Source organism: Allobosea sp. 10L422 (genome assembly GCF_056395345.1).
Map to the genome: position 1 here is coordinate 645,963 of NZ_JBFTJI010000001.1, position 19,450 is coordinate 665,412.

A 19,450-nucleotide genomic window follows, 5' to 3' on the forward strand; every position below is an offset into this window, starting at 1 on the left:
CATGCCTGCTCCTCAACCCAGGACGATGCAGGCCCGGCAGGACGTGGACGGCGGTCGTTCCCGGCGCCCAAAGACGCCTGTCGCGCCCGCTCCGCCGCGGCGAGACGGGCCGGCGCGAGCATGATTCTCGACCTCAGGACGATCTTCGTCACCGGCGCGCTGACCTGCTTCATCATTGGCCTGATGCAGTTGATGACCTTCGCGACGGGGCGCTTCACCCGCAGCCCGATATGGTGGGGAACGAGCAGCCTGTGCATCGGGGCGGGCCTCCTCGCCGCAGCGTTCCGCGACGCTATTCCGGACCTGATCTCGATCGAATTCGCGAATACGGCGATGCTGGCCGGCTGCCTGCTGCTGCTGTTCGGCATCCGCCACTTCGGCGGGCGCGAGTTGCACTGGTTCGGCCTCGGAGTCGTCCTGCTTGCAGTCTGGATCCTGCTCTCGCTCTCGCCGGGTGAGCAGGGCTATGCGACGCGGGTCATGATCGTTGCGGTCGTGATGGCCCTCTGCGACGCCGCGATCGTGAGGGAAGCCATTCGCCTCGGATTGGAGGAGCGGCTGCGCTCGGCATGGCTGCTCGCTGCGCTGTTTGCCCCGACGGTCGTGATCTATGTCGGCCGCATGGGGCTGGCGGCGTTCGACCGCGTCGGCACGACCCTTCTCCCGCGCGATGCCGGAGCGAATGCCTGGCTCGCGGCGACCGGCGTCGCCTTCATCATCCTGCGCGGGCAGGCCTTGCTCCTGCTCGCCGCCGAACGCTCAAACCGCATGCTGGCGACACTCGCCCGGCGCGACCCGCTGACCGGCGCGATGAACCGCTCCGGGCTCGAGCAATGGCTCGACCAGCAGGTCCGGGGCGGGCAACGGGGCGAAATGCGGGTCTCCATCCTTCTCGTGGACATCGACCATTTCAAGACCCTGAACGACACGCGCGGTCACGCGGCTGGCGACGAGATCCTGCGGGTCTTCGCGCATGCCGTACAGGGGCAGTTGCGCGGCGGCGACATCCTTGCCCGGCAGGGCGGCGACGAGTTCGCGGTCGTGCTGCCCGGCGTCGGTGTGCGCGAGGCCGTCCGCGTGGCCGAGCGCATTCGCGGTGTCTTCAAGGATGCGCTTGCCGAATTCCATGATCTGGCGGGCCCGCCGACGCTCAGCATCGGCGTCGCCGAAAGCGATCTGCGCTCCCGGGGCCTTGATCAGTTGCTGGCGGAGGCCGACGAAGCGCTCTACCGGGCCAAGCGCCTCGGCCGCGATCGCGTTCAGGCGCAGCTCAGGCCGCTTGAGGCCTGAGCGCCCGAACGCGGCGGTCTCACCCCTGTTCGGGATCTCGAAAGGGATGGAACACCCGCAACCGGTGGCCGTCCGGGTCCTGCGCGGTGAAGGTGCGGCCGAAATCGAGATCCGTCGGCTCCTGCAGGATGGCGATGCCGCGTTCGCGCCAATCCGAACAGGCTGCATCGACAGCCTCGGGACTCGGGACCACCATGGCGATCTCGGCCGCTCCGCCGGATCCGGTCGTTGCCGGCTCGACCGTATGACGCGACCACAGGCCGAGTCTCATTCCCGAGGGAAGCGCGAACATCGCGAAGGTCGGCGACTGTTCGAGCGGCTCGCTGCCGAGCAATTCCGCATAGAAGCGGGCGCTCGCTGCAGGGCTATCGACATGAAGCAGGATGAAGTGGGCGTCGAACATGATGGCCTCCCAAGGTCTCGAGATAGCGGAAGACTAGAATCGGATGCTGCCAATTTCCGGCAGCGTCGATCACACCGATGCGGCAATTCCCTCCTTCTCGCGCCAGATCTTGAGCAGCGCCTGCCGGCGATGCGGATAGCGGTTCTCCTGCGTCTCGAACCGCGTGAGCCTGTCCGTTCGAAAATGCCGGAAATCCTGCCTCAGCTCGCACCAGGCGACGAGCACGCGGACATGATCGAAGAAAGAGAGTGCGATCGGCCAGACCACGCGCTCGCTGACACGGCCCTTCTCGTCGCTATAGCCGATCGCGGCCTTGCGCCCGGCGCGGATGGCCTGACGGATCGCGGCGAGATCGATCTCGGGCGCATCGACGGCCTTTCGCCCAGGGCCAAGGATCAACGCCGCCTCCTCGACGCGACCGGCCATATCGACCGGCAGAACGGCGACGATCTTGGCCATGGCATCGCGCGCCGCCAGCGCCAGCGCGCCGTCCGCGCGGTCCGCCACCCAGCGCGAGCCGAGCACCAGCGCTTCGATCTCCTCTTCGCTGAACATCAGGGGAGGCAGCATGAAGCCCGGCTTCAGCACATAGCCGAGCCCGGGTTCGCCTTCAATCGGCGCCCCCTGCCCCTGCAAGGTGACGATATCGCGATAGAGCGTGCGGATGCTGACGCCGAGCTCGGCGGCAAGTTTGCGCCCCGAAACCGGGCGGCGGTGTCGGCGCAGCACCTGGACAAGGTCGAGCAGGCGTTGCGCGCGCGACACCGGCCTGAACCTCAGCCCGGCAGATCGCTGGCCTTGATCCGCGTCACGTCGAGCTCTGCCATCTCTGCCCAAGCTTTGGCGAGCGAGCCTTCGAGATCGATGGCGCGGCAGGCATCTTCGACGACATAGGTGTCGAAGCCGGCTCGCGCCGCATCTTGCGCCGTCCAGCTCACGCAGAAATCGGTCGCCAGGCCCGCCACGACGGCCCGCAGGATGCCGCGCTCGCGAAGATAGCCGGTCAGGCCCGTCGGCGTCCGGCGATCCGCCTCGACGAAACCCGAATAGCTGTCGATCTCGCGGCGAAAACCCTTGCGGATGACGGTCTGAGCCCGAGCCAGATCGAGATCGGCGCGGAATTCGGCCCCCTTCGTGCCCTGTACGCAGTGATCCGGCCAGAGCACCTGCGGGCCATAGGACATCTGGACCGTATCGAACGGCTTCTTCCCCTGATGGCTCGACGCGAAAGACGAATGGCCGGGCGGATGCCAATCCTGCGTCAAAACGATGTTGGAGAAGCGCTTTGCCAGCGCGTTGATGACCGGGACGACTTCATCACCCCTGGCGACGGCGAGGCTGCCGCCGGGGCAGAAATCGTTCTGGACGTCGACGACGATGAGGACGGTCCGCTCGTCGATCACGGGTTGCTCCTGTGCCTTGCTGGCGCGCGCCGCCGCCGCCGCGGTCAGGATCGTCGCTCCCGCGATCAATCCGCGCCTGTCGATCCCGCCCCGATCCGTCATGGCCCGCCTCCCACCGACATTAACCTGCGCCAGCGGCACGCCCGCGGCAAGGCGGCAACCGTGCCCGCGATGAACGCCTAACGCAGTTCGACGCTGACGACGCCCGGCGCGGCGCGCACCGCATTGGCGATCTGCTGGTTGATCGGGAATTTGCCGGGCAGCTCGATCTCGACCTCCTGCGCGCCTTCGTCGAGGATCATGACTATTGAGACCTTGCCTTCAGCCCGCACGGCTTCGCGCGGGCGGATGCGCTCGGCGATGGAAGCGACTGCTTTCTCGTCGCGCAGATAGATCAGCAAATCCTGCTTCTGCCGCGAGGCGAGGTCATCAAGCACCTCGACATCCTCGATGCGCGGGCGCACCTCCTCGCCGTCGAGCACGGCGGAGAGACGCAGCACCAGCGCCCTGCCCGGCTCGAGCAGGTCACGGAAACGCATCAGCCCTTCCGAAAACAGCACCGCCTCGAACTGCCCGCTCGGGTCGGACAGGTTGACGATGCCCATCTTCGAGCCCGATTTGGTGCGGCGTTCCGACTTGTCGATGACCGAGACTGCGACCTTGCCGACGCCCGTGCCGTTGGCGCGCACCGTCTGGGCGAAATCGGTGTAGCGCTGCACGCGCAGCCGCTTCAGCACATGCTCGTAGTCGTCGAGCGGGTGGCCGGAGAGGAAGAAGCCGACGGCCTCGTGCTCGCGCTTGAGTTTCTCGGCTGGCGCCCAGGGTTCGACCTGCGGAATCCGGAAGGCTTCCTGGACCACCCCGCCGCCCAGGAGATCGAACTGGCCGGCAGCCGCCTCGTCACGAATGCGGTTCGAAAGCGCCAGCATGCCGTCGATCGCCGCCATGGCGCGGGCGCGATCCTCTTCGAGTTCGTCGAGCGCGCCGGCCGCGATCAGCGCTTCGAGCGTACGGCGGTTGACAAGCTTCGTGTCGATGCGGCGCGCGAGATCGGCGAGATCGCGGAAGGGACCACCTGCCGCCCGCGCCGTCACCACCGATTCCACCGCCGACCGTCCGACGCCTTTGATGGCGCCGAGCGCGTAGAAGATCTTGCCCTCGGCCACGTCGAACTCGACGCCTGAGTGGTTGATCGCGGGACGCTCGACCTTGATTCCCAGACGCTCCGCATCGCGCCGGAATTCCGAGAGCTTGTCGGTGTTGCCCATGTCGAGCGTCATCGACGCGGCGAGGAATTCGACCGGGTAATTCGCCTTTAGAAAAGCGGTCTGGAAGGCGACCACCGCATAGGCCGCCGCGTGGCTCTTGTTGAAGCCATAGTCGGCGAATTTGGCGAGCAGATCGAAGATCTCGGAAGCGGTATCCTTCTTGATGCCGCCCTCGATGGCGCCCTTCACGAAACGGTCGCGCTGGGCGTCCATCTCGGCCTTGATCTTCTTGCCCATTGCGCGGCGCAGCAGGTCGGCTTCGCCGAGCGAATAGCCCGAGAGCGCCTGCGCGACCTGCATCACCTGTTCCTGGTAGACGATGATGCCGTGGGTCTCGCGCAGATACGGCTCCATGCCGGGATGGAGATAGGTCGGATCCTCCAGCCCGAGCTTGCGGCGGCAATAGGTCGGGATGTTGTCCATCGGGCCCGGACGATACAGCGCCACCAGCGCGATCAGGTCCTCGATGCGGTCGGCCTTCATTTCGACCAGCGCCTTGCGCATGCCGACCGATTCCACCTGGAACACGCCGACCGTCTCGCCGCGGGCGAGCATGGCGTAGGTCGTCGGATCGTCGAAGGGCAACTGCGCCAGATCGATATGGATATCGCGCTGGGCGATGAGCTTCACCGCCGTGGTCAGCGTCGTCAGCGTCTTCAGGCCGAGGAAGTCGAACTTCACCAGCCCGGCCTGCTCGACCCATTTCATGTTGAACTGGGTGACGCGCATTCCGGTGCGCGGATCGACCGAGAGCGCGACGAGCTGCTCCAGCGGCCGGTCGCCGATCACCACGCCTGCGGCGTGGGTCGAAGCATGGCGGTGAAGCCCTTCCAGCTTCTGGCCAATTTCGAGCAGCCGCGCGACGATCGGCTCCTCCTCGGCCGCCTGCTGCAGCTTCGGCTCGCCCTCGATCGCATCCTTCAGCGAAATCGGCTTGGCCGGGTTCTGCGGCACGAGCTTGGTCAGCTTGTCGACCTGGCCGTAGGGCATCTCCAGCACGCGGCCGACATCGCGCAGCACGCCGCGCGCCAGCAGCGTGCCGAAGGTGATGATCTGCGCGACGCGCTCCTGCCCGTAATGGTGCTTGACGTATTCGATCACCTCTTCACGCCGGTTCTGGCAGAAGTCGATGTCGAAATCCGGCATCGAGACGCGATCCGGGTTGAGGAAGCGCTCGAACAGCAGGCCGAAGCGCAGCGGATCGACGTCGGTGATCGTCAGCGCATAGGCGACGAGCGAGCCGGCGCCCGAACCGCGGCCGGGCCCGACCGGGATGTCCTGGTTCTTCGCCCATTTGATGAAGTCCGAGACGATCAGGAAGTAGCCCGGGAACTTCATCCGGGTGATGATCGAGAGTTCGAAATCGAGCCGCTTGTCGTAATCCTCGACGCTGAAGCCCTCGGCCGGGCCGTGCTTGGCTAGTCGCGCGGCAAGGCCGGCGCGGGCCTGTTCCTGCAGCTCCTCCGCCTCGTCCCGCCCTTCCTCGCCGAAGCGCGGCAGGATCGGCTTGCGGGTCGTGACACGCCAGTGGCAGCGCATCGCGATCTCGACCGTGCTCGCCAGCGCCTCCGGCAGATCGGCGAAACGCTTCTGCATCTCGGCGCGCGAAGCGAAATAATGCTCGGGCGAGACGCGCCGGCGCGTGCCGTCCGAAACGAGCCGCCCTTCCGCCACCGCCAGCAGCGCATCATGCGCGTCGAAATCGGCAGGCTTGGCGAAGAAGGGCTCGTTGGTCGCGACGATCGGCAGATCGGCATCATAGGCAAGGCGCAGGAGATGAGCCTCCAGCCCCGCCTCCCCGTCGCCGCCATGGCGCTGGATCTCGACATAGAGCCGGTCGCCATAGATCTCGGCGAGCGTGGCGAGACGGGCCGTCGCCTGCGGGAGCTGGCCGCTGCGCAGCGCCGTGTCGATCGGCCCGCCATGGCCGCCGGTGAGGGCGATGAGTCCGGTATTGAAGGCGGAGAGCCGTGCGACCGTCGTGACCGGCTGACCTGCCCCGCCGGTTGCCAGAGCGGCCTCGCTGACGAGCTTCATCAGGTTGCCATAGCCGGCCTCGTCCATGGCAAGCAGAACGATATGCGGCAGGCGCTGCGGCTGAACCGGCTTGCGGCTCCCGTCGCCGTCATCGGCAAAATCGACCGAAAGCTGCACGCCGACGATAGGCTGCAGGCCGGCGCCTGCCAGCTTCTCCGAGAATTCGAGCGCGCCGAAGAGATTGTCGCTGTCGGTGAGAGCCAGCGCCGGCTGTCCATCGGCGGCCGCGAGCTTCGAGAGCGTCGCGACGGTCATCGCGCCTTCGAGCAGCGAATAGCTCGAATGGACATGAAGATGGACGAAGCCGATGTCCGAGAGGATGCGCGCCTCGCCAGCTTCCCGACCCATGTCCTTCTCCCATCGTCGCCGCCGCGCGACTCGTCGTGTCCGTTCCCCTTATGAAACCTCGGCCCAGCCGGCGTCGAGGATTCCTTCGCGGTGCTGTGGATGGCTCCTGCCGGGATCAGACATGCGGGCCGGAGAAGATCGCGGCCCAGAGCCAGATCATGCCGAGGAAGACGCCGAGCGAGGCGATCTCGGCAAGGCCGGCGGCGAATTTACGCGCTGCAGTCATGAGAACCTCCGTTGTTCTTGATAGGTTCATTCTAGTTCATGTTTTGTTCTCGTCAATCGAAGCAGCTGGCGTCGGACGCCCTCGCCGCCGGGGCGGTTAACGGCTGCCTAACGGCAATGTGGGCCCGTTAAGATCTGGAGCGCGTGGCAACTGCGCCGTCATTCCGGACAAGCCACCTCCGGCAGCGCCGATTTCGGGTCATGCCGGGGAATGACGATGCGCTTCCGCATCGTCTCCTTCGTTGGACGCGCGAGCCTGCCCATCTCCCAGGAAGACGGCGGCGCCTTCAATCCAGCGGTACGACGAGCCCGTCGCGGATCGTGACCTGCCGGTCCATCTGGCTCGCCAGCTGCAGGTTATGCGTCGCGATCAGCGCCGCGAGCCCCGAAGCCCGGGCCAGCGCCATCAGCGTGCCGAACACATGCTGCGAGGTATGCGGATCGAGATTGCCGGTCGGCTCGTCGGCCAGCAGCAGACGCGGCCCGTTGGCGACGGCGCGGCCGATGGCGACGCGCTGCTGCTCGCCTCCCGAGAGCTCACCCGGCAGATGATCCAGCCGCTCGCCCAGACCCAGGAAGGTCAGAAGCTCCGATGCCCGCTCCTCCGCCTCATCGCGCGGCAGGCCGCGGATGCGCTGCGGCAGGACGACGTTCTCCAGCGCAGTGAACTCCGGCAGGAGGTGGTGGAACTGATAGACGAAGCCGATCTCGGTGCGGCGCAGGCGCGTGCGCCCGGCATCGTCGAGCTTGGTCGTGGCGAGCCCGCCGACGAAGACCTCGCCGGCATCGGGCTTCTCCAGCAGGCCGGCGACATGCAGCAGCGTCGACTTTCCGGTGCCGCTCGGCGCGACCAGCGCGACGACCTCGCCCGGCCAGAGCGCGAGATCGGCCCGGCGCAGCACTTCGAGCGGCGCGTCGCTCTGCGGATAGAAGCGTTCCACCTGCGAGAGGAAGAGCGCGGGCATCTCCTGCGCCATCAGCCCATCCTCAGCGCTTCGACCGGATCGAGGCGCGCCGCCTTCCAGGCCGGATAGAGCGTCGCCAGCAGCGACAGCGTCAGCGCCATCAGCACGACGCTCACCACCTCTCGCCAGTCGATGACCGAGGGGATGTCGCTGAGGAAGCGCACCGTCGGGTCCCAGAGATTGGCGCCGGTGATCCAGTTCAGCGCCGCCATGATCGACTTGATGTTGTTGGCGAAGAGCACGCCGAGGATGAGGCCGGCGACCGTGCCGATGACGCCGATCGCCGCGCCGGTGATCAGGAAGACGCGCAGCACGGTGCCGCGCGTCGCCCCCATCGTCCGCATGATCGCGATGTCGGCGGTCTTGTCCTTCACCAGCATGATCAGGCCGGAGACGATGTTCAGCGCCGCCACCAGCACGATCAGCGTCAGGATGATGAACATCACGTTCCGCTCGACTTCGAGCGCGTTGAAGAAGCTGCGATTCCTCTGGCGCCAGTCCGAAAGCACGAGCGGGCGCGGCGCATCGGCCTCGATCGCATCGCGGACGGACTGGGTCCGGTCGGGATTGTCGACGAATATCTCGATGACGTTCACGTCGCCGTCGCGGTTGAAATAGGCCTGGCTCTCGACCAGCGGCATGTAGACGAAGGTGCTGTCGAACTCGGTCATGCCGATCTCGAAGATCGCCTTGACGGGATAGGCCTTGATACGCGGCGCCGTGCCGAAAGGCGTCGAGGCCCCCTGCGGCGAGACTAGCGTCATCGTGTCGCCGACCTGGATGCCCAGCGCATTGGCGAGGCGTCGGCCGATCGCGACGCCCGGCGTCCCGCTGTCGAAGCCGTCGAGCGTGCCCGCCTTGATATTGCCGCCGATGAAGGGAATCGCCTTGATGTCGACCTCGCGCACGCCGCGGACCAGCACGCCGTTGTTGCCGGTCTGCGAGGAGGCTAATGCCTGGCCTTCGACCAGCGGGATCGCAAGCTTGACGCCGGGGATCTTGGAGAGCTTCAGCGCGACGCTGTCGTAATCGTCGAGCGGCCGGTCGATCGGCGTGGCGAAGATATGCCCGTTCACGCCGACGATCTTCTCCAGCAGTTCTTTCCGGAAGCCGTTCATCACCGACATCACGATGATCAGCGTGGCGACGCCGAGCAGGATGCCGAGGAACGAGAATCCGGCGATGACCGAGACGAAGCCCTCGCGCCGGCGCGTGCGCAGATAGCGCCCGGCCAGCAGCCATTCGAAGCCGGCGAAGGGCTTCGTTCCAGTCGGAATGGCGGCATTCTCGGCGACAGCGCTCATGAAGCCGCTCTGACCATGCGAGGACCTTTGGCGCGGCGCTCCGTCACGCCGTCCGGCCCTTGAAGCGGTCGAGCGCGGCTTCGAGCGAGACGAGCTCGCGCTCGCCGCCCGCACGGCGCTTCAGCTCGACCTTGCCCTCGGCCAGGCCCTTCGGCCCGACGATGATCTGCCAGGGCACACCGATAAGGTCGGCAGTGGCGAATTTGGCGCCCGGCCGGTCGTCAGTATCGTCCAGCGCAGCATCGTAGCCCTTGGCGAGCAGGTGCTTGTAGATCTGCTCGGCCGCGCCGTCGGTCGCCGCGTCGCCGACCTTGAGGTTGATGACGGAAACATCGAAGGGCGCGATCTCGTCGGGCCAGACGATGCCGCCATCGTCATGCCCGGCTTCGATCAGCGCCGCGACGAGGCGGCTCGGGCCGATGCCGTAGGAGCCCATATGGACCGGCACCGGCTGGCCGTCTGGGCCGGTCACGGTCGCGCCCATCGGGTCGGAATATTTGGTGCCGAAATAGAAGATGTGGCCGACCTCGATGCCACGCGCCGAAAGACGCTTGCCCTCGGGGATCGCCTCGAAGGCCGGCTTGTCGTGCATCTCCTCGGTGGCGGCATAGAGGCTCGTCCACTTGTCGACGACGCCCTGCAGCCCGGCAACGCTGTCGAAGTCGGTGTCGGCCGCCGGCGTGTCGAATGTCAGATAGTCGCTATGGCAGAAGACCTCGCTCTCGCCGGTCGAGGCGAGCACGATGAACTCGTGCGAGAGATCGCCACCGATCGGGCCGGTATCGGCACGCATCGGGATCGCCTTGAGGCCGAGCCGCGCGAAGGTGCGCAGATAGGCCGTGAACATGCGGTTATAGGCGTGGCGGGCCGCGTCCTTGTCGATGTCGAAGGAGTAGGCGTCCTTCATCAGGAATTCGCGGCCGCGCATCACGCCGAAGCGCGGGCGCACCTCGTCGCGGAACTTCCACTGGATGTGATAGAGATTGAGCGGCAAGTCCTTGTAGGACTTCACATAGGACCGGAAGATGTCCGTGACCATCTCCTCGTTGGTCGGGCCGTAGAGCATCTCGCGATCATGCCGATCCTTGATGCGCAACATCTCCTTGCCATAGGCGTCGTAGCGCCCGCTCTCGCGCCAGAGATCGGCCGATTGGATCGTCGGCATCAGGATCTCGATGGCGCCCGAGCGATTCTGCTCCTCGCGGATCACCGCATTGATCTTGTTGAGCACCCGCAGGCCCAGCGGCAACCAGGAATAGATGCCGGCCGACTGTTGGCGGATCATGCCGGCACGCAGCATCAGCCGGTGCGAGACGATCTCCGCCTCCTTGGGCGTATCGCGCAGGAGGGGCAGGAAATAGCGGGAGAGACGCATCGGAAAACCTGTCGGAGGGCGTCGCGCAAGAACTTGCACGACGAGTCGCTTCATCTGAGAGACACCATCGCTCTCGGCAAAATGCAAACCAAAATCAGCAGAAAGCCACGGAACGTGGCGAAGTTGTGTGCCGTTCGCCTCGATCTATTTTGCCGCCGGCCAAGAGTGCTGCTTCAGTTTTTGGCGAAGCGCGCCTTCAACGCGGAAAGTACCGGCGCGGGCACGAAGGGCGAGACATCCCCGCCCATCGCCGCGATCTGGCGCACCAGTGTCGCAGTGATGTAGCGCACACCGGGCGAGGCCGGCAGGAACACCGTCTGCACTTCGGGCGCCATCGTCCCGTTCATCCCCGCCATCTGCATCTCGTAGTCGAGATCGCTGCCGTCGCGCAGGCCGCGGATGATGAGCGAGGCCCCCGCGCGGCGTGCCGCATCGACGGCGAGATCGTCGAAGGTCACGACATCGAGCACAGCCCCCTTCGCTGCCAGCAGCGGCGTCGCGACAATACGCACCAGTTCGGCGCGCTGCTCGACGGAGAGAAGCGGCGTCTTGCCGGGATGGACGCCGATCGCGACGACCAGCTTGTCGCAAAGCCCTGCCGCCGCGGCGATCACGTCGGCATGGCCGTTGGTCACGGGGTCGAAGGAGCCGGTGTAGAAAGCGATGCGTGCCATGATGCCAGCGTTAGCGGCTCACCCGCGGCGCGACAAGCCGCATCCCCGACCCCGGCCAGGCTCGCCCTGCCCCAAGGCAAGCCGATGCAACGTCAGGAAAACGGGACGATCGCAGTGAGCGCGGCGGCGCTGCCGAGGATGATGGACAGGCAGATCATCAGGGACGCCAGTGAGGAAACGTGGCGGGACGCGACATCGAACGGGTAGGCATGCATCGAAGACTGCCTCGCGAATCGGAAACGACTTCCGGTTCCGTTGGGTGAAGGCGAGTGCGGGCCGTCCCGTGGCAAGATTGTGACGAAACAGTGACGTCAGGCCCGATATTCCGGCCGTGCATTGCGTTTTCATGCGCAAACCGCCTAAACCGGCGGCCATGCTGACGATCAACGACATCACCTATCGCCTCGGCGAGCGCCTGCTGCTCGACCATACCGGCGCCGCGATCCCGGACGGCGCACGTGTCGGCTTCGTCGGCCGCAACGGCACCGGCAAGACCACCCTGTTCAAGATCATCACCGGCGATCTCGGCACCGAGAGCGGCAATATCAGCCTGCCGAAGGGCCGGCGCATCGGCGGCGTGGCGCAAGAGGCGCCCGGCGGCCCGGAATCGCTGATCGAGGTCGTGCTCGCCGCCGACACCGAACGCACTGCGTTGATGCAGGAAGCCGAGACCGCGACCGACCCGCACCGGATCGCCGAGATCGGAACACGGCTCGCCGATATCGGCGCCCATTCCGCGCCAGCGCGCGCTGCGATGGTGCTGCACGGCCTCGGCTTCAACGAGGAGGCGCAGCAGCGCCCCTGCTCCGACTTTTCGGGCGGCTGGCGCATGCGCGTCGCGCTCGCGGCCGTGCTGTTCTCGGAACCCGACCTGCTGCTGCTCGACGAGCCGACCAACTATCTCGATCTTGAAGGCACGCTCTGGCTCTACGATTATCTGGAGCGCTATCCGCACACCGTTCTGGTCATCAGCCACGATCGCGAATTGCTCGACACCAGCGTCGACCACATCCTGCATCTCGACCAGGGCAAGCTCTCGCTCTATCGCGGCGGCTATTCCTCCTTCGAGAAGCAGCGCGCCGAGAAGCAGATGCAGCTCGCTCGCGCGAAGGAGAAGCAGGACGCCGAGCGCAAGCATCTCCAGGCCTTCGTCGACCGCTTCAAGGCCAAGGCCACGAAGGCGCGCCAGGCGCAGTCGCGCGTGAAGCGGCTGGAGAAGATGGAGACCATCGCGGCGATCGTCGATCGCGACGTCCAGCCTTTCGTCTTCCCCGGGCCGGAGAAGCCGCTCTCGCCGCCGATGATCGTTCTGGACGATGCCAGCGCCGGCTATGGCGAGCGCAAGGTGCTGTCGCGGCTCAAGCTCAACCTCGCCCCGGACGACCGGATCGCCCTGCTCGGCTCCAACGGCAACGGCAAATCGACCTTCTGCAAGCTGATCGGCGGAAGGCTCGCCCCGCTCTCCGGCGAGATGAAGAAGTCGAGCAAGCTCGAAACCGCTTATTTCGCCCAGCACCAGCTCGACGAATTGCGGCTGGAGGACACGCCCGTCGGCCATCTGCGCGACCTGATGCCGGATGCGCCGGAGGCCAAGGTCCGCTCCAAGGCGGCGCAGATCGGCTTTCCCGCGTCCAAGGCGGATACGCCGGTGAAGCTGCTCTCGGGTGGCGAGAAGGCCCGATTGATGCTGGGTCTCGCCACCTTCCACGGCCCGCATCTGCTGATCCTCGACGAGCCGACGAACCATCTCGACATCGACAGCCGCACCGCGCTGATGACGGCAATCAACGACTATCCCGGCGCCGTCATTCTCGTCAGCCACGACCGCTTCCTGATCGAGGCCTGCGCCGACCGGCTCTGGCTGGTGGCGAACGGCACGGTGAAGAACTTCGACGGCGACATGGAGGACTACCGTGCCTTCGTGCTCGACAGCGCCAAGGCCGAACGGCGCGGCAAGCCCACCGCTGAAGCGGGAGCCGCCAAGCCGAAGACGGACGAGCGCAAGGAGGCCGCCACGAAGCGGGCGGCGCAGGGGCCGCTCAGGCAAAAGCTCAACCTTGCGGAAGCGCGCATCGCCAAGCTGACCGGGCTGATCGAGAAGGTCGACGCCGCGCTCGCCAACGGCGCCTTCTCCCGCGAGCCCGAGAAGGCGCTGCAGATCTCGCGCCAGCGCGCTGAGCTGGCGGAGGCGCTGACAGCCGCCGAGGAGGAATGGCTGCTGCTCGGTGAAGAGCTGGAGAGCGCCTAAGGCACGGCCGAAGCGCTATCCGGATCAGGGATCGGACCCATCTGCCGGCGCGCCCGCCGGTTCTGCCGGTGGAGGCGCGGCGCCCTGCTCAGAACGGCGTTTGCCTCTCTGAAACGACTGTGAGGGCATGCTCGACGCGTTGTCCGGAGATGCGGTGTGGAAACCTCTCTTTATCTGCCCGTCAAGCGCTTCCTCGAGGGCTTGGGCTATTCCGTCAAAGGGGAGATCGGACATTGCGATCTCGTCGGGCTTCGGGATGATGATCCGGCTGTCGTGGTGATCGGCGAGTTGAAGCTGACGTTCAATCTGGAGCTCATTCTGCAGGGCGTGGAGCGAATGAGCCTTGGCGATGAAATCTGGCTGGCGGCCCAGCTCTCAGCCAAGGGCAAGGGCCGCGAAAGCGATCCGAGATATCGCAATCTCTGCCGGCGCCTCGGATTCGGTCTGCTGGGCGTCTCCAAATCCGGCCATGTCGATATCCTGGTCTCTCCGACCGCGCCTACGCCGCGGAAGGATCCCCGCCGGCGCTCGAGATTGGTGGAGGAGCACAAGCGGCGCCGGGGTGACCCCGTCGCCGGCGGAGGCACGCGCAAGCCCATCATGACAGCCTATCGCCAGCAGGCGCTCGCCTGTGCCGCAGCGATGGCATCGGCACCGCAACGCCCGCGCGATCTCAAGCCATCGCTCCCCGATGCCCAGAAGATCCTGCGCCGGAACGTCTATGGCTGGTTCGAACGCTCCGCCCGCGGCGTCTACGCGCTGACCCAGACAGGTCGCAGCGCATTGGCGACCTGGCTACCTGAGCACGCCGCACATCGAGAGAGCAGCCAGACATCGGCCTGAACCTCGAATCGGCCTTCTGATTCCGCCACGCGACATCAGCCTTGGACGTCCGAGAAAATCTTAGTCCAACGCAACGGCGGGGCCACGGGGTGTTCTTTGCGGCTCGCGGCGCGACAGCATGCGTCAAAAAGACGGCGAAGCCCGAAGCTCCGGCCGAACATGCGAATATGTGCCGTTCACCTCACCCCTGCCCCGGCTTGATGATCCGGCTCAGGCGGTTGTCGGTGAACATGTAGATCTCGCGCCCGCCGGGCTCTGCGTAGAGCACCTGCACCTCGCGTTGGCCCTTGCCGCTCTCGCCGATCAGCACATCGGTCGGCCGCGCGCCCTTGAGCTTGACCAGCTCGCACTCGGTGATGCCGGGAGCGATCTCGCTCGGCAGCGGGCGCGTCGAGGGATCGAGCGACGCGCCAACGCTGCAATCGCCCTCAGGCGTGAGCACTGGCTCCTGCGTCGAGACTCCGGCGCTGGCACTGCTCGTCCGCGTCGTGGTGACGCCGCCCTTGGTTTCGGACTGGAAGGCGAAGCCGCCCATATCGACCGAACAGCCGGCAAGGGCCGCGGTGCAGAGCAACAGAACAGGCAGTCTCACGCTTTCTTCTCCCAACGGCCGGCATCGTCCTGCTGCCAGTAGCTGGCGGCATGGCCCGAGGCCCTGGCCTTCTTCCAATCCTCGCGGGCGGCGGCAAGTGCCTCGGGATCGTCTCCATCGAATATCAGGACGACGCGCTCGTAGTCCTGCATTGCGTCGGGAATGCGAACCCCGTCGGCGCAGATCCGGACCTGAGCGGCGTTCGGATTGTGGCCCTCGGTCGTGATGACCACCGGGTTCTGCGCGGCGTCCGCCTCCATCGCCGTGACATGCGGCAGGAAGCTCTCATCCGCATAGGCCCACAGGTGATCGTCGATCACGCTCAGGCGCTCCTGGCTCGAGACCTCGACGACGACCTTCTGGCCGCGCGACAGCGCCCGGTCGAGAATCGTCGGCAGGACCTGCTCCAGCGGGCGGGACTGCAGATGGAAGAACAGGATCTCGGTCATCGAAACCCTTTTCTCCTAAACCATTGCCGTTCGTTCTGCGGAGATCGCTTTAGCTCTCGTAATGATCGGCCACCAGCCGGTCGAGCAGGCGCACGCCCCAGCCGGGGCCCCAGGAGCGGTTGATCTCGCTGTCCTTGGCGCCCATGCCGGTGCCGGCAATGTCGAGATGCGCCCAGGGCGTGTCGTTGACATGACGCTGCAGGAACTGCGCGGCGGTGATCGAGCCGGCATAGCGCCCGGCCGAGTTCTTCATGTCGGCGAACTTCGAATCGATCATCTTGTCATAGGCCTTGCCGAGCGGCATGCGCCAGACCGTCTCGCCCGTCGCGACGCCGGCAGCCGTCAGTCGATGCGCCAGTTCGTCGCTGTTGGTGAAGAGGCCGGCATTCTCCTGAGCCAGCGCCACCAGGATCGCGCCGGTCAGGGTCGCAAGATTGATCATGAAGCGCGGCTTGAAGCGCTCCTGCGTGTACCAGAGCACATCGGCGAGAACGAGCCGCCCTTCGGCGTCCGTGTTGATGATCTCGATGGTCTGGCCCGATAGCGAGGTGACGATGTCGCCGGGGCGCTGAGCGTTCCCATCCGGCATGTTCTCGACCAGCCCGATGACGCCGATCGCATTGATTTTGGCCTTGCGGGCGGCAAGCGCGTGCATCAGTCCGACGACGCAGGCGGCGCCGGCCATGTCGCCCTTCATATCCTCCATGCCGGCGCCCGGCTTCAGCGAGATGCCGCCGGTATCGAAGGTCACGCCCTTGCCGACGAAGGCGACGGGCTGCTCGTCCTTGCCGGCGCCGTTCCAGCGCATGATGGCGACGCGGCTCTCGCGCCGCGAGCCCTGGCCCACGCCGAGCAACGCGCGCATGCCGATCTTCTTCAGATCCTTCTCGTCGAGGATCTCGATCTCGACGTCGAGCTTCTTCAGCTTGGCGGCCCGATCGGCGAATTCCTCCGGATAAAGAACGTTCGGCGGTTCGTTGACGAGGTCGCGCGCCAGCACGACGCCGGCGGCGACGGCATCGGCCGCTTTCAGTGCCTTCTTCAGGCTGGCAGGATCGTCCGAGCGCAACGTCACCGCGATCGGTCCGGCCTCATCCTTGTCCTTGCTCTTCGTCTTGTAGCGATCGAAGGCATAGCTGCGCAGCTTCAGGCCCAGCGCCAGTTCGGCGCCATGCTCGGCCGCGATCGGTCCCGTCGGCAGCGCCAGGATGATGTCCGCAGTGCGCCCCGCACCGAGCCGGCCGGCGATGGCGCCACCGAGCTTGACGAAATCAAGCTCGTCAATCTTGTCCGCATCCCCGATCCCGACGACGATCAGACGCCCGTACGAGGCCGCCTCGGGAGCGGGCAAGGTCAGCCCGGCATAGGCCTTGCCCTTGTAGCGCTCGGCAGCGGCGGCTCGCGCCAGCAGCGCCTGCGCAGAGCGCCCCGCCGCATTCTCGGCTGCAGACGGCAATGTGAGCCGGTCCGAAACCAGGATCACGAGATCCTGCCCTTCCGCGGCATTCAGGGCTTTGATCTCGAGCTTCAGGCGCTGGGACATGATCCGCTCACAATCTTGCGACAAGTGCCGGGGAAGGACACAGGGTTGGCCGGCGAAAAACGATTCCCGTTTGCGCCGCGAACGCGCCTATACCATATGGGGTGTCCGACGAACCACCTCGGGAATCTTCGGTTCTCGACTGCCGGAAGCGCTGCGTGCTGTTCAACCGCCTCGACCGATACATCCTGAAGATCGCGGCGGGTGCGGCGATCGTGCTGCTGTTGGGACTTACGGGGGTCATCTGGGTCACGCAGGCCCTGCGCGAGGTCGATCTCATCACCGGCAAGGGCCAGACGGTCCTGATCTTCCTGACCGTCACGTTGCTGTCGCTGCCGGCGCTGATCGCGGGCATCGCGCCGGTCGCGCTGTTCATGTCGACACTCTACACCCTCAACAAGCTCAACGGCGATTCCGAGCTGATCGTGATGAACGCGGCCGGCGTGGCGCCGCACCGGATCGTCCGGCCCTTCTTCGCCCTGACCGCCATCACCGCGGTCGTTGTGGCGTGGATGACGATCTCGGTGATGCCGGCGAGCTTCCGCATGCTGCGCGATCTCATCACGCTGATCCGCGCCGATTTCGTCGCCAACGTCGTGAAGGAGGGGCAGTTCGTCTCGCTCGATTCCGGCGTGACCTTCCACTACCGCGAGAAGGCCGGCGATTCGCTGGTCGGCATCTTCATGCAGGATCGCCGCGACCCGGCGCAGCCATCGATCTATCTCGCCGAGCGCGGGCGAACGGTAGAAGCGGAAGGCCAGAGCTTCCTGATGCTCGAGAAGGGCACCATCCAGCGCGAGGCCAAAAACACCACCACGACCTCGATCATCTCGTTCGAGCGGTACGCGCTCAATCTCTCCGCACTGACCGGCGATTCGAGCGGCGGCCCCGGCGAAGGCGACGGCGACAAGGTGGTCTACAAGCCGCGCGAACGTTCGACCTGGCAGCTCATCAACCAGGACCCGAACGAGAGCTACTACAAGATTCAGGAAGGCCGCTTCCGCGCCGAGCTGCACAACCGGCTGTCGGCGCCGCTCTACCCCTTCGCCTTCATGCTGATCGCCTTCGCGGCGATCGGCGAAGCCCGAACCACCCGCCAGGGCCGGGCTCTGGCAATCCAGGCCGCAATCATGATCGTCGGCGCAACCCGCATCGCCGCCTATGCGGCCTGGACGGCGAGTGTCCGCTCGCCCTTCGCCGCCGCCCTGCTCTACATCCTGCCGATCACGGCCATAACGCTGGCGCTCGCCCTCATCTTCTACGGTGAGCGCCTGCGCCCCGTCGTGGCGCGGTTCACTGCCCCTCTGACCATGCCGCTCGCCAATCTTGCGGCCCGTTTCCGGCGCGCCTGATGCTCCTGTTCTCGACCTTCGGGCGCTATCTGACCAAGCGCTTCGCCCGCGCGATCCTCAGCGTCTTCAGCACCTTCTTCTTCCTCATCGGCACGCTCGATTTCGTCGAGCTGATGCGCCGGGCCGGCGATTCCCCGATCGCGACGACCCCGCGGATCGTGCAGCTCGCGCTCTTCCGGGCACCGGCCGTGGCCGAACAGATCTTCCCCTTCGCCGCACTCTTCGGCGGCATGTTCGCGCTGCTGACGCTAAGTCGAAAGCTGGAGCTGGTGGTCGCGCGCTCGGTCGGCGTTTCCGCCTGGCAGTTCCTTCAGCCCGCAGCAGCCGTCGCAGGCGTCATCGGCCTGATCTCGATCATGGTCTACAACCCGCTCGCGGCTGATCTGAAACGCAAGGCCACCGCGCTCGAAACCCGGCTGTTCGTCCGCGCGAGCGGCAAGACGGGAGCCGCGCAAGATATCTGGTTGAGGCAGCGCAGCGTCGATGGTCAGGCGATCATCCGCGCCGCCGGCGCCCTGCCGGACGAGGATGGCCTGTCTCAGGTGACGTTCTTCATGTTCAACCACGACGGATCCTTCAAGGAACGCGTCGATGCGAAGCAGGCTGTGCTGCTCCCGGGAAACTGGGAGCTCGCCGAGGCGCGCATCACCTCCGCCACGCAAGAGCCACAGAGTTTCGCAAGCTACATGGTCGCGACGACCCTGGAGCCGGAACAGATGCGACAGAGCTTCACCCCACCTGATGCGGTGGGGTTCTGGTCCATGCCCACGGTCATCGATCGTACCCAGCGAGCCGGCCTCGATACGACACCTTATGAGCTGCGATATCAAGCACTTATGGCGCGACCGCTGCTGCTCATCGCCATGGTGCTGGTAGCAGCATCGGTTTCCTTAAGATTTTTCCGCTTTGGTGGTGTGACTAAGTTGGTGATAGGTGGCGTCGCGGCCGGGTTCGTGCTCTATGTTGCGACGCAGCTGTCGGAGGAACTCGGGTCGTCGGGAATCGTCAATCCGATCGTCGCGGCGTGGTTGCCCGCAGCATTGGGGACGATGCTGGGCACCCTTGCCCTTCTCCATCAGGAAGACGGGTGAATCGTACTGTGCCTATGGTTAATTTTGGGTTTAACGGATGGTT

The 19,450-nt window shown here is 65.8% G+C and carries 17 protein-coding genes; 5 read left to right on the top strand and 12 right to left on the bottom strand.

Going from position 1 to position 19,450, the window contains the following annotated elements; genetic code table 11:
- Window positions 1-120 precede the first annotated feature (120 nt).
- Window positions 121-1,290, top strand: coding sequence for a GGDEF domain-containing protein (locus AC1DEZ_RS03020; protein ID WP_476778584.1), 1,170 nt, complete (start codon window positions 121-123; stop codon window positions 1,288-1,290).
- 19 nt (window positions 1,291-1,309) lie between these two features.
- Here the strand turns inward: AC1DEZ_RS03020 and AC1DEZ_RS03025 are convergent, their stop codons facing one another.
- The 9 genes from AC1DEZ_RS03025 to AC1DEZ_RS03065 form a co-directional block, all read right to left on the bottom strand.
- Window positions 1,310-1,693, bottom strand: a complete 384-nt coding sequence (locus tag AC1DEZ_RS03025) for a VOC family protein (RefSeq protein ID WP_476778585.1) — start codon at window positions 1,691-1,693, stop codon at window positions 1,310-1,312.
- Window positions 1,694-1,762: 69 nt separating this feature from the next.
- The gene (locus AC1DEZ_RS03030; protein WP_441512632.1) at window positions 1,763-2,458 is read right to left on the bottom strand and encodes a helix-turn-helix transcriptional regulator; all 696 of its coding nucleotides are present in this window, start codon (window positions 2,456-2,458) and stop codon (window positions 1,763-1,765) included.
- An 11-nt stretch (window positions 2,459-2,469) separates the two neighbouring features.
- Window positions 2,470-3,198, bottom strand: a complete 729-nt coding sequence (gene pncA, locus AC1DEZ_RS03035; protein ID WP_476778586.1) for a bifunctional nicotinamidase/pyrazinamidase — start codon at window positions 3,196-3,198, stop codon at window positions 2,470-2,472.
- Between the two features lie 77 nt (window positions 3,199-3,275).
- Window positions 3,276-6,749: a DNA polymerase III subunit alpha gene (gene dnaE / locus AC1DEZ_RS03040; RefSeq protein WP_476778587.1), complete on the bottom strand. Its 3,474-nt coding sequence runs from the start codon at window positions 6,747-6,749 to the stop codon at window positions 3,276-3,278.
- 512 nt (window positions 6,750-7,261) lie between these two features.
- Window positions 7,262-7,951 carry an ABC transporter ATP-binding protein gene (locus tag AC1DEZ_RS03045; RefSeq protein WP_476778588.1) on the bottom strand — a complete coding sequence of 230 codons (690 nt, stop codon included), beginning with the start codon at window positions 7,949-7,951 and terminating at the stop codon, window positions 7,262-7,264.
- Window positions 7,951-9,243 (bottom strand): lipoprotein-releasing ABC transporter permease subunit, encoded by a 1,293-nt coding sequence (locus AC1DEZ_RS03050; protein ID WP_476778589.1) that lies wholly within the window; start codon window positions 9,241-9,243, stop codon window positions 7,951-7,953. Before AC1DEZ_RS03050 ends, AC1DEZ_RS03045 begins: the two co-directional genes overlap by 1 nt.
- A gap of 43 nt (window positions 9,244-9,286) precedes the next feature.
- Window positions 9,287-10,618 (bottom strand): proline--tRNA ligase, encoded by a 1,332-nt coding sequence (gene proS, locus AC1DEZ_RS03055; protein ID WP_476778590.1) that lies wholly within the window; start codon window positions 10,616-10,618, stop codon window positions 9,287-9,289.
- 173 nt (window positions 10,619-10,791) lie between these two features.
- A complete protein-coding gene (gene coaD, locus AC1DEZ_RS03060) occupies window positions 10,792-11,292 on the bottom strand; it encodes a pantetheine-phosphate adenylyltransferase (RefSeq protein WP_441512638.1) in 501 nt (166 codons plus the stop codon).
- A 92-nt stretch (window positions 11,293-11,384) separates the two neighbouring features.
- Window positions 11,385-11,507: a hypothetical protein gene (locus AC1DEZ_RS03065; RefSeq protein WP_441470575.1), complete on the bottom strand. Its 123-nt coding sequence runs from the start codon at window positions 11,505-11,507 to the stop codon at window positions 11,385-11,387.
- Window positions 11,508-11,665: 158 nt separating this feature from the next.
- Between AC1DEZ_RS03065 and AC1DEZ_RS03070 the strand changes: the two genes are divergently transcribed.
- Together AC1DEZ_RS03070 and AC1DEZ_RS03075 are read left to right on the top strand one after the other, a co-directional pair.
- Window positions 11,666-13,540, top strand: a complete 1,875-nt coding sequence (locus tag AC1DEZ_RS03070) for an ABC-F family ATP-binding cassette domain-containing protein (protein WP_476778772.1) — start codon at window positions 11,666-11,668, stop codon at window positions 13,538-13,540.
- Between the two features lie 156 nt (window positions 13,541-13,696).
- Window positions 13,697-14,383 carry a DUF2161 domain-containing phosphodiesterase gene (locus AC1DEZ_RS03075; protein WP_476778591.1) on the top strand — a complete coding sequence of 229 codons (687 nt, stop codon included), beginning with the start codon at window positions 13,697-13,699 and terminating at the stop codon, window positions 14,381-14,383.
- A gap of 181 nt (window positions 14,384-14,564) precedes the next feature.
- Here AC1DEZ_RS03075 and AC1DEZ_RS03080 read toward each other — a convergent pair whose 3' ends face one another.
- The 3 genes from AC1DEZ_RS03080 to AC1DEZ_RS03090 are packed head-to-tail and all read right to left on the bottom strand — an operon-like array spanning window position 14,565 to window position 16,967.
- Window positions 14,565-14,975 carry a hypothetical protein gene (locus AC1DEZ_RS03080; RefSeq protein ID WP_441512640.1) on the bottom strand — a complete coding sequence of 137 codons (411 nt, stop codon included), beginning with the start codon at window positions 14,973-14,975 and terminating at the stop codon, window positions 14,565-14,567.
- Window positions 14,972-15,424 carry a DNA polymerase III subunit chi gene (locus AC1DEZ_RS03085; protein WP_476778592.1) on the bottom strand — a complete coding sequence of 151 codons (453 nt, stop codon included), beginning with the start codon at window positions 15,422-15,424 and terminating at the stop codon, window positions 14,972-14,974. The genes AC1DEZ_RS03080 and AC1DEZ_RS03085 overlap by 4 nt, the downstream gene beginning before the upstream one ends.
- Before the next feature lie 49 nt (window positions 15,425-15,473).
- The gene (locus AC1DEZ_RS03090) at window positions 15,474-16,967 is read right to left on the bottom strand and encodes a leucyl aminopeptidase (protein WP_476778593.1); all 1,494 of its coding nucleotides are present in this window, start codon (window positions 16,965-16,967) and stop codon (window positions 15,474-15,476) included.
- A gap of 155 nt (window positions 16,968-17,122) precedes the next feature.
- On the opposite strand from AC1DEZ_RS03090, the gene lptF reads away from it, so the two are divergent.
- Both lptF and lptG read left to right on the top strand, forming a co-directional pair.
- Window positions 17,123-18,316, top strand: coding sequence for an LPS export ABC transporter permease LptF (gene lptF / locus AC1DEZ_RS03095; protein WP_441512643.1), 1,194 nt, complete (start codon window positions 17,123-17,125; stop codon window positions 18,314-18,316).
- A complete protein-coding gene (gene lptG, locus AC1DEZ_RS03100) occupies window positions 18,316-19,407 on the top strand; it encodes an LPS export ABC transporter permease LptG (RefSeq protein WP_441512644.1) in 1,092 nt (363 codons plus the stop codon). The genes lptF and lptG overlap by 1 nt, the downstream gene beginning before the upstream one ends.
- The last annotated feature ends 43 nt before the right edge of the window (window positions 19,408-19,450 follow it).

Bases quoted from the DNA above. Each gene is read 5' to 3' on its own strand.
- dnaE (WP_476778587.1), bottom strand. From the start codon at position 6,749: ATGGGTCGGGAAGCTGGCGAGGCGCGCATCCTCTCGGACATCGGCTTC.
- AC1DEZ_RS03085 (WP_476778592.1), bottom strand. From the start codon at position 15,424: ATGACCGAGATCCTGTTCTTCCATCTGCAGTCCCGCCCGCTGGAGCAG.
- pncA (WP_476778586.1), bottom strand. From the start codon at position 3,198: ATGACGGATCGGGGCGGGATCGACAGGCGCGGATTGATCGCGGGAGCG.
- coaD (WP_441512638.1), bottom strand. From the start codon at position 11,292: ATGGCACGCATCGCTTTCTACACCGGCTCCTTCGACCCCGTGACCAAC.
- AC1DEZ_RS03045 (WP_476778588.1), bottom strand. From the start codon at position 7,951: ATGGCGCAGGAGATGCCCGCGCTCTTCCTCTCGCAGGTGGAACGCTTC.
- AC1DEZ_RS03050 (WP_476778589.1), bottom strand. From the start codon at position 9,243: ATGAGCGCTGTCGCCGAGAATGCCGCCATTCCGACTGGAACGAAGCCC.
- AC1DEZ_RS03020 (WP_476778584.1), top strand. From the start codon at position 121: ATGATTCTCGACCTCAGGACGATCTTCGTCACCGGCGCGCTGACCTGC.
- AC1DEZ_RS03070 (WP_476778772.1), top strand. From the start codon at position 11,666: ATGCTGACGATCAACGACATCACCTATCGCCTCGGCGAGCGCCTGCTG.
- proS (WP_476778590.1), bottom strand. From the start codon at position 10,618: ATGCGTCTCTCCCGCTATTTCCTGCCCCTCCTGCGCGATACGCCCAAG.
- AC1DEZ_RS03025 (WP_476778585.1), bottom strand. From the start codon at position 1,693: ATGTTCGACGCCCACTTCATCCTGCTTCATGTCGATAGCCCTGCAGCG.
- AC1DEZ_RS03090 (WP_476778593.1), bottom strand. From the start codon at position 16,967: ATGTCCCAGCGCCTGAAGCTCGAGATCAAAGCCCTGAATGCCGCGGAA.
- lptG (WP_441512644.1), top strand. From the start codon at position 18,316: ATGCTCCTGTTCTCGACCTTCGGGCGCTATCTGACCAAGCGCTTCGCC.
- AC1DEZ_RS03065 (WP_441470575.1), bottom strand. From the start codon at position 11,507: ATGCATGCCTACCCGTTCGATGTCGCGTCCCGCCACGTTTCCTCACTG.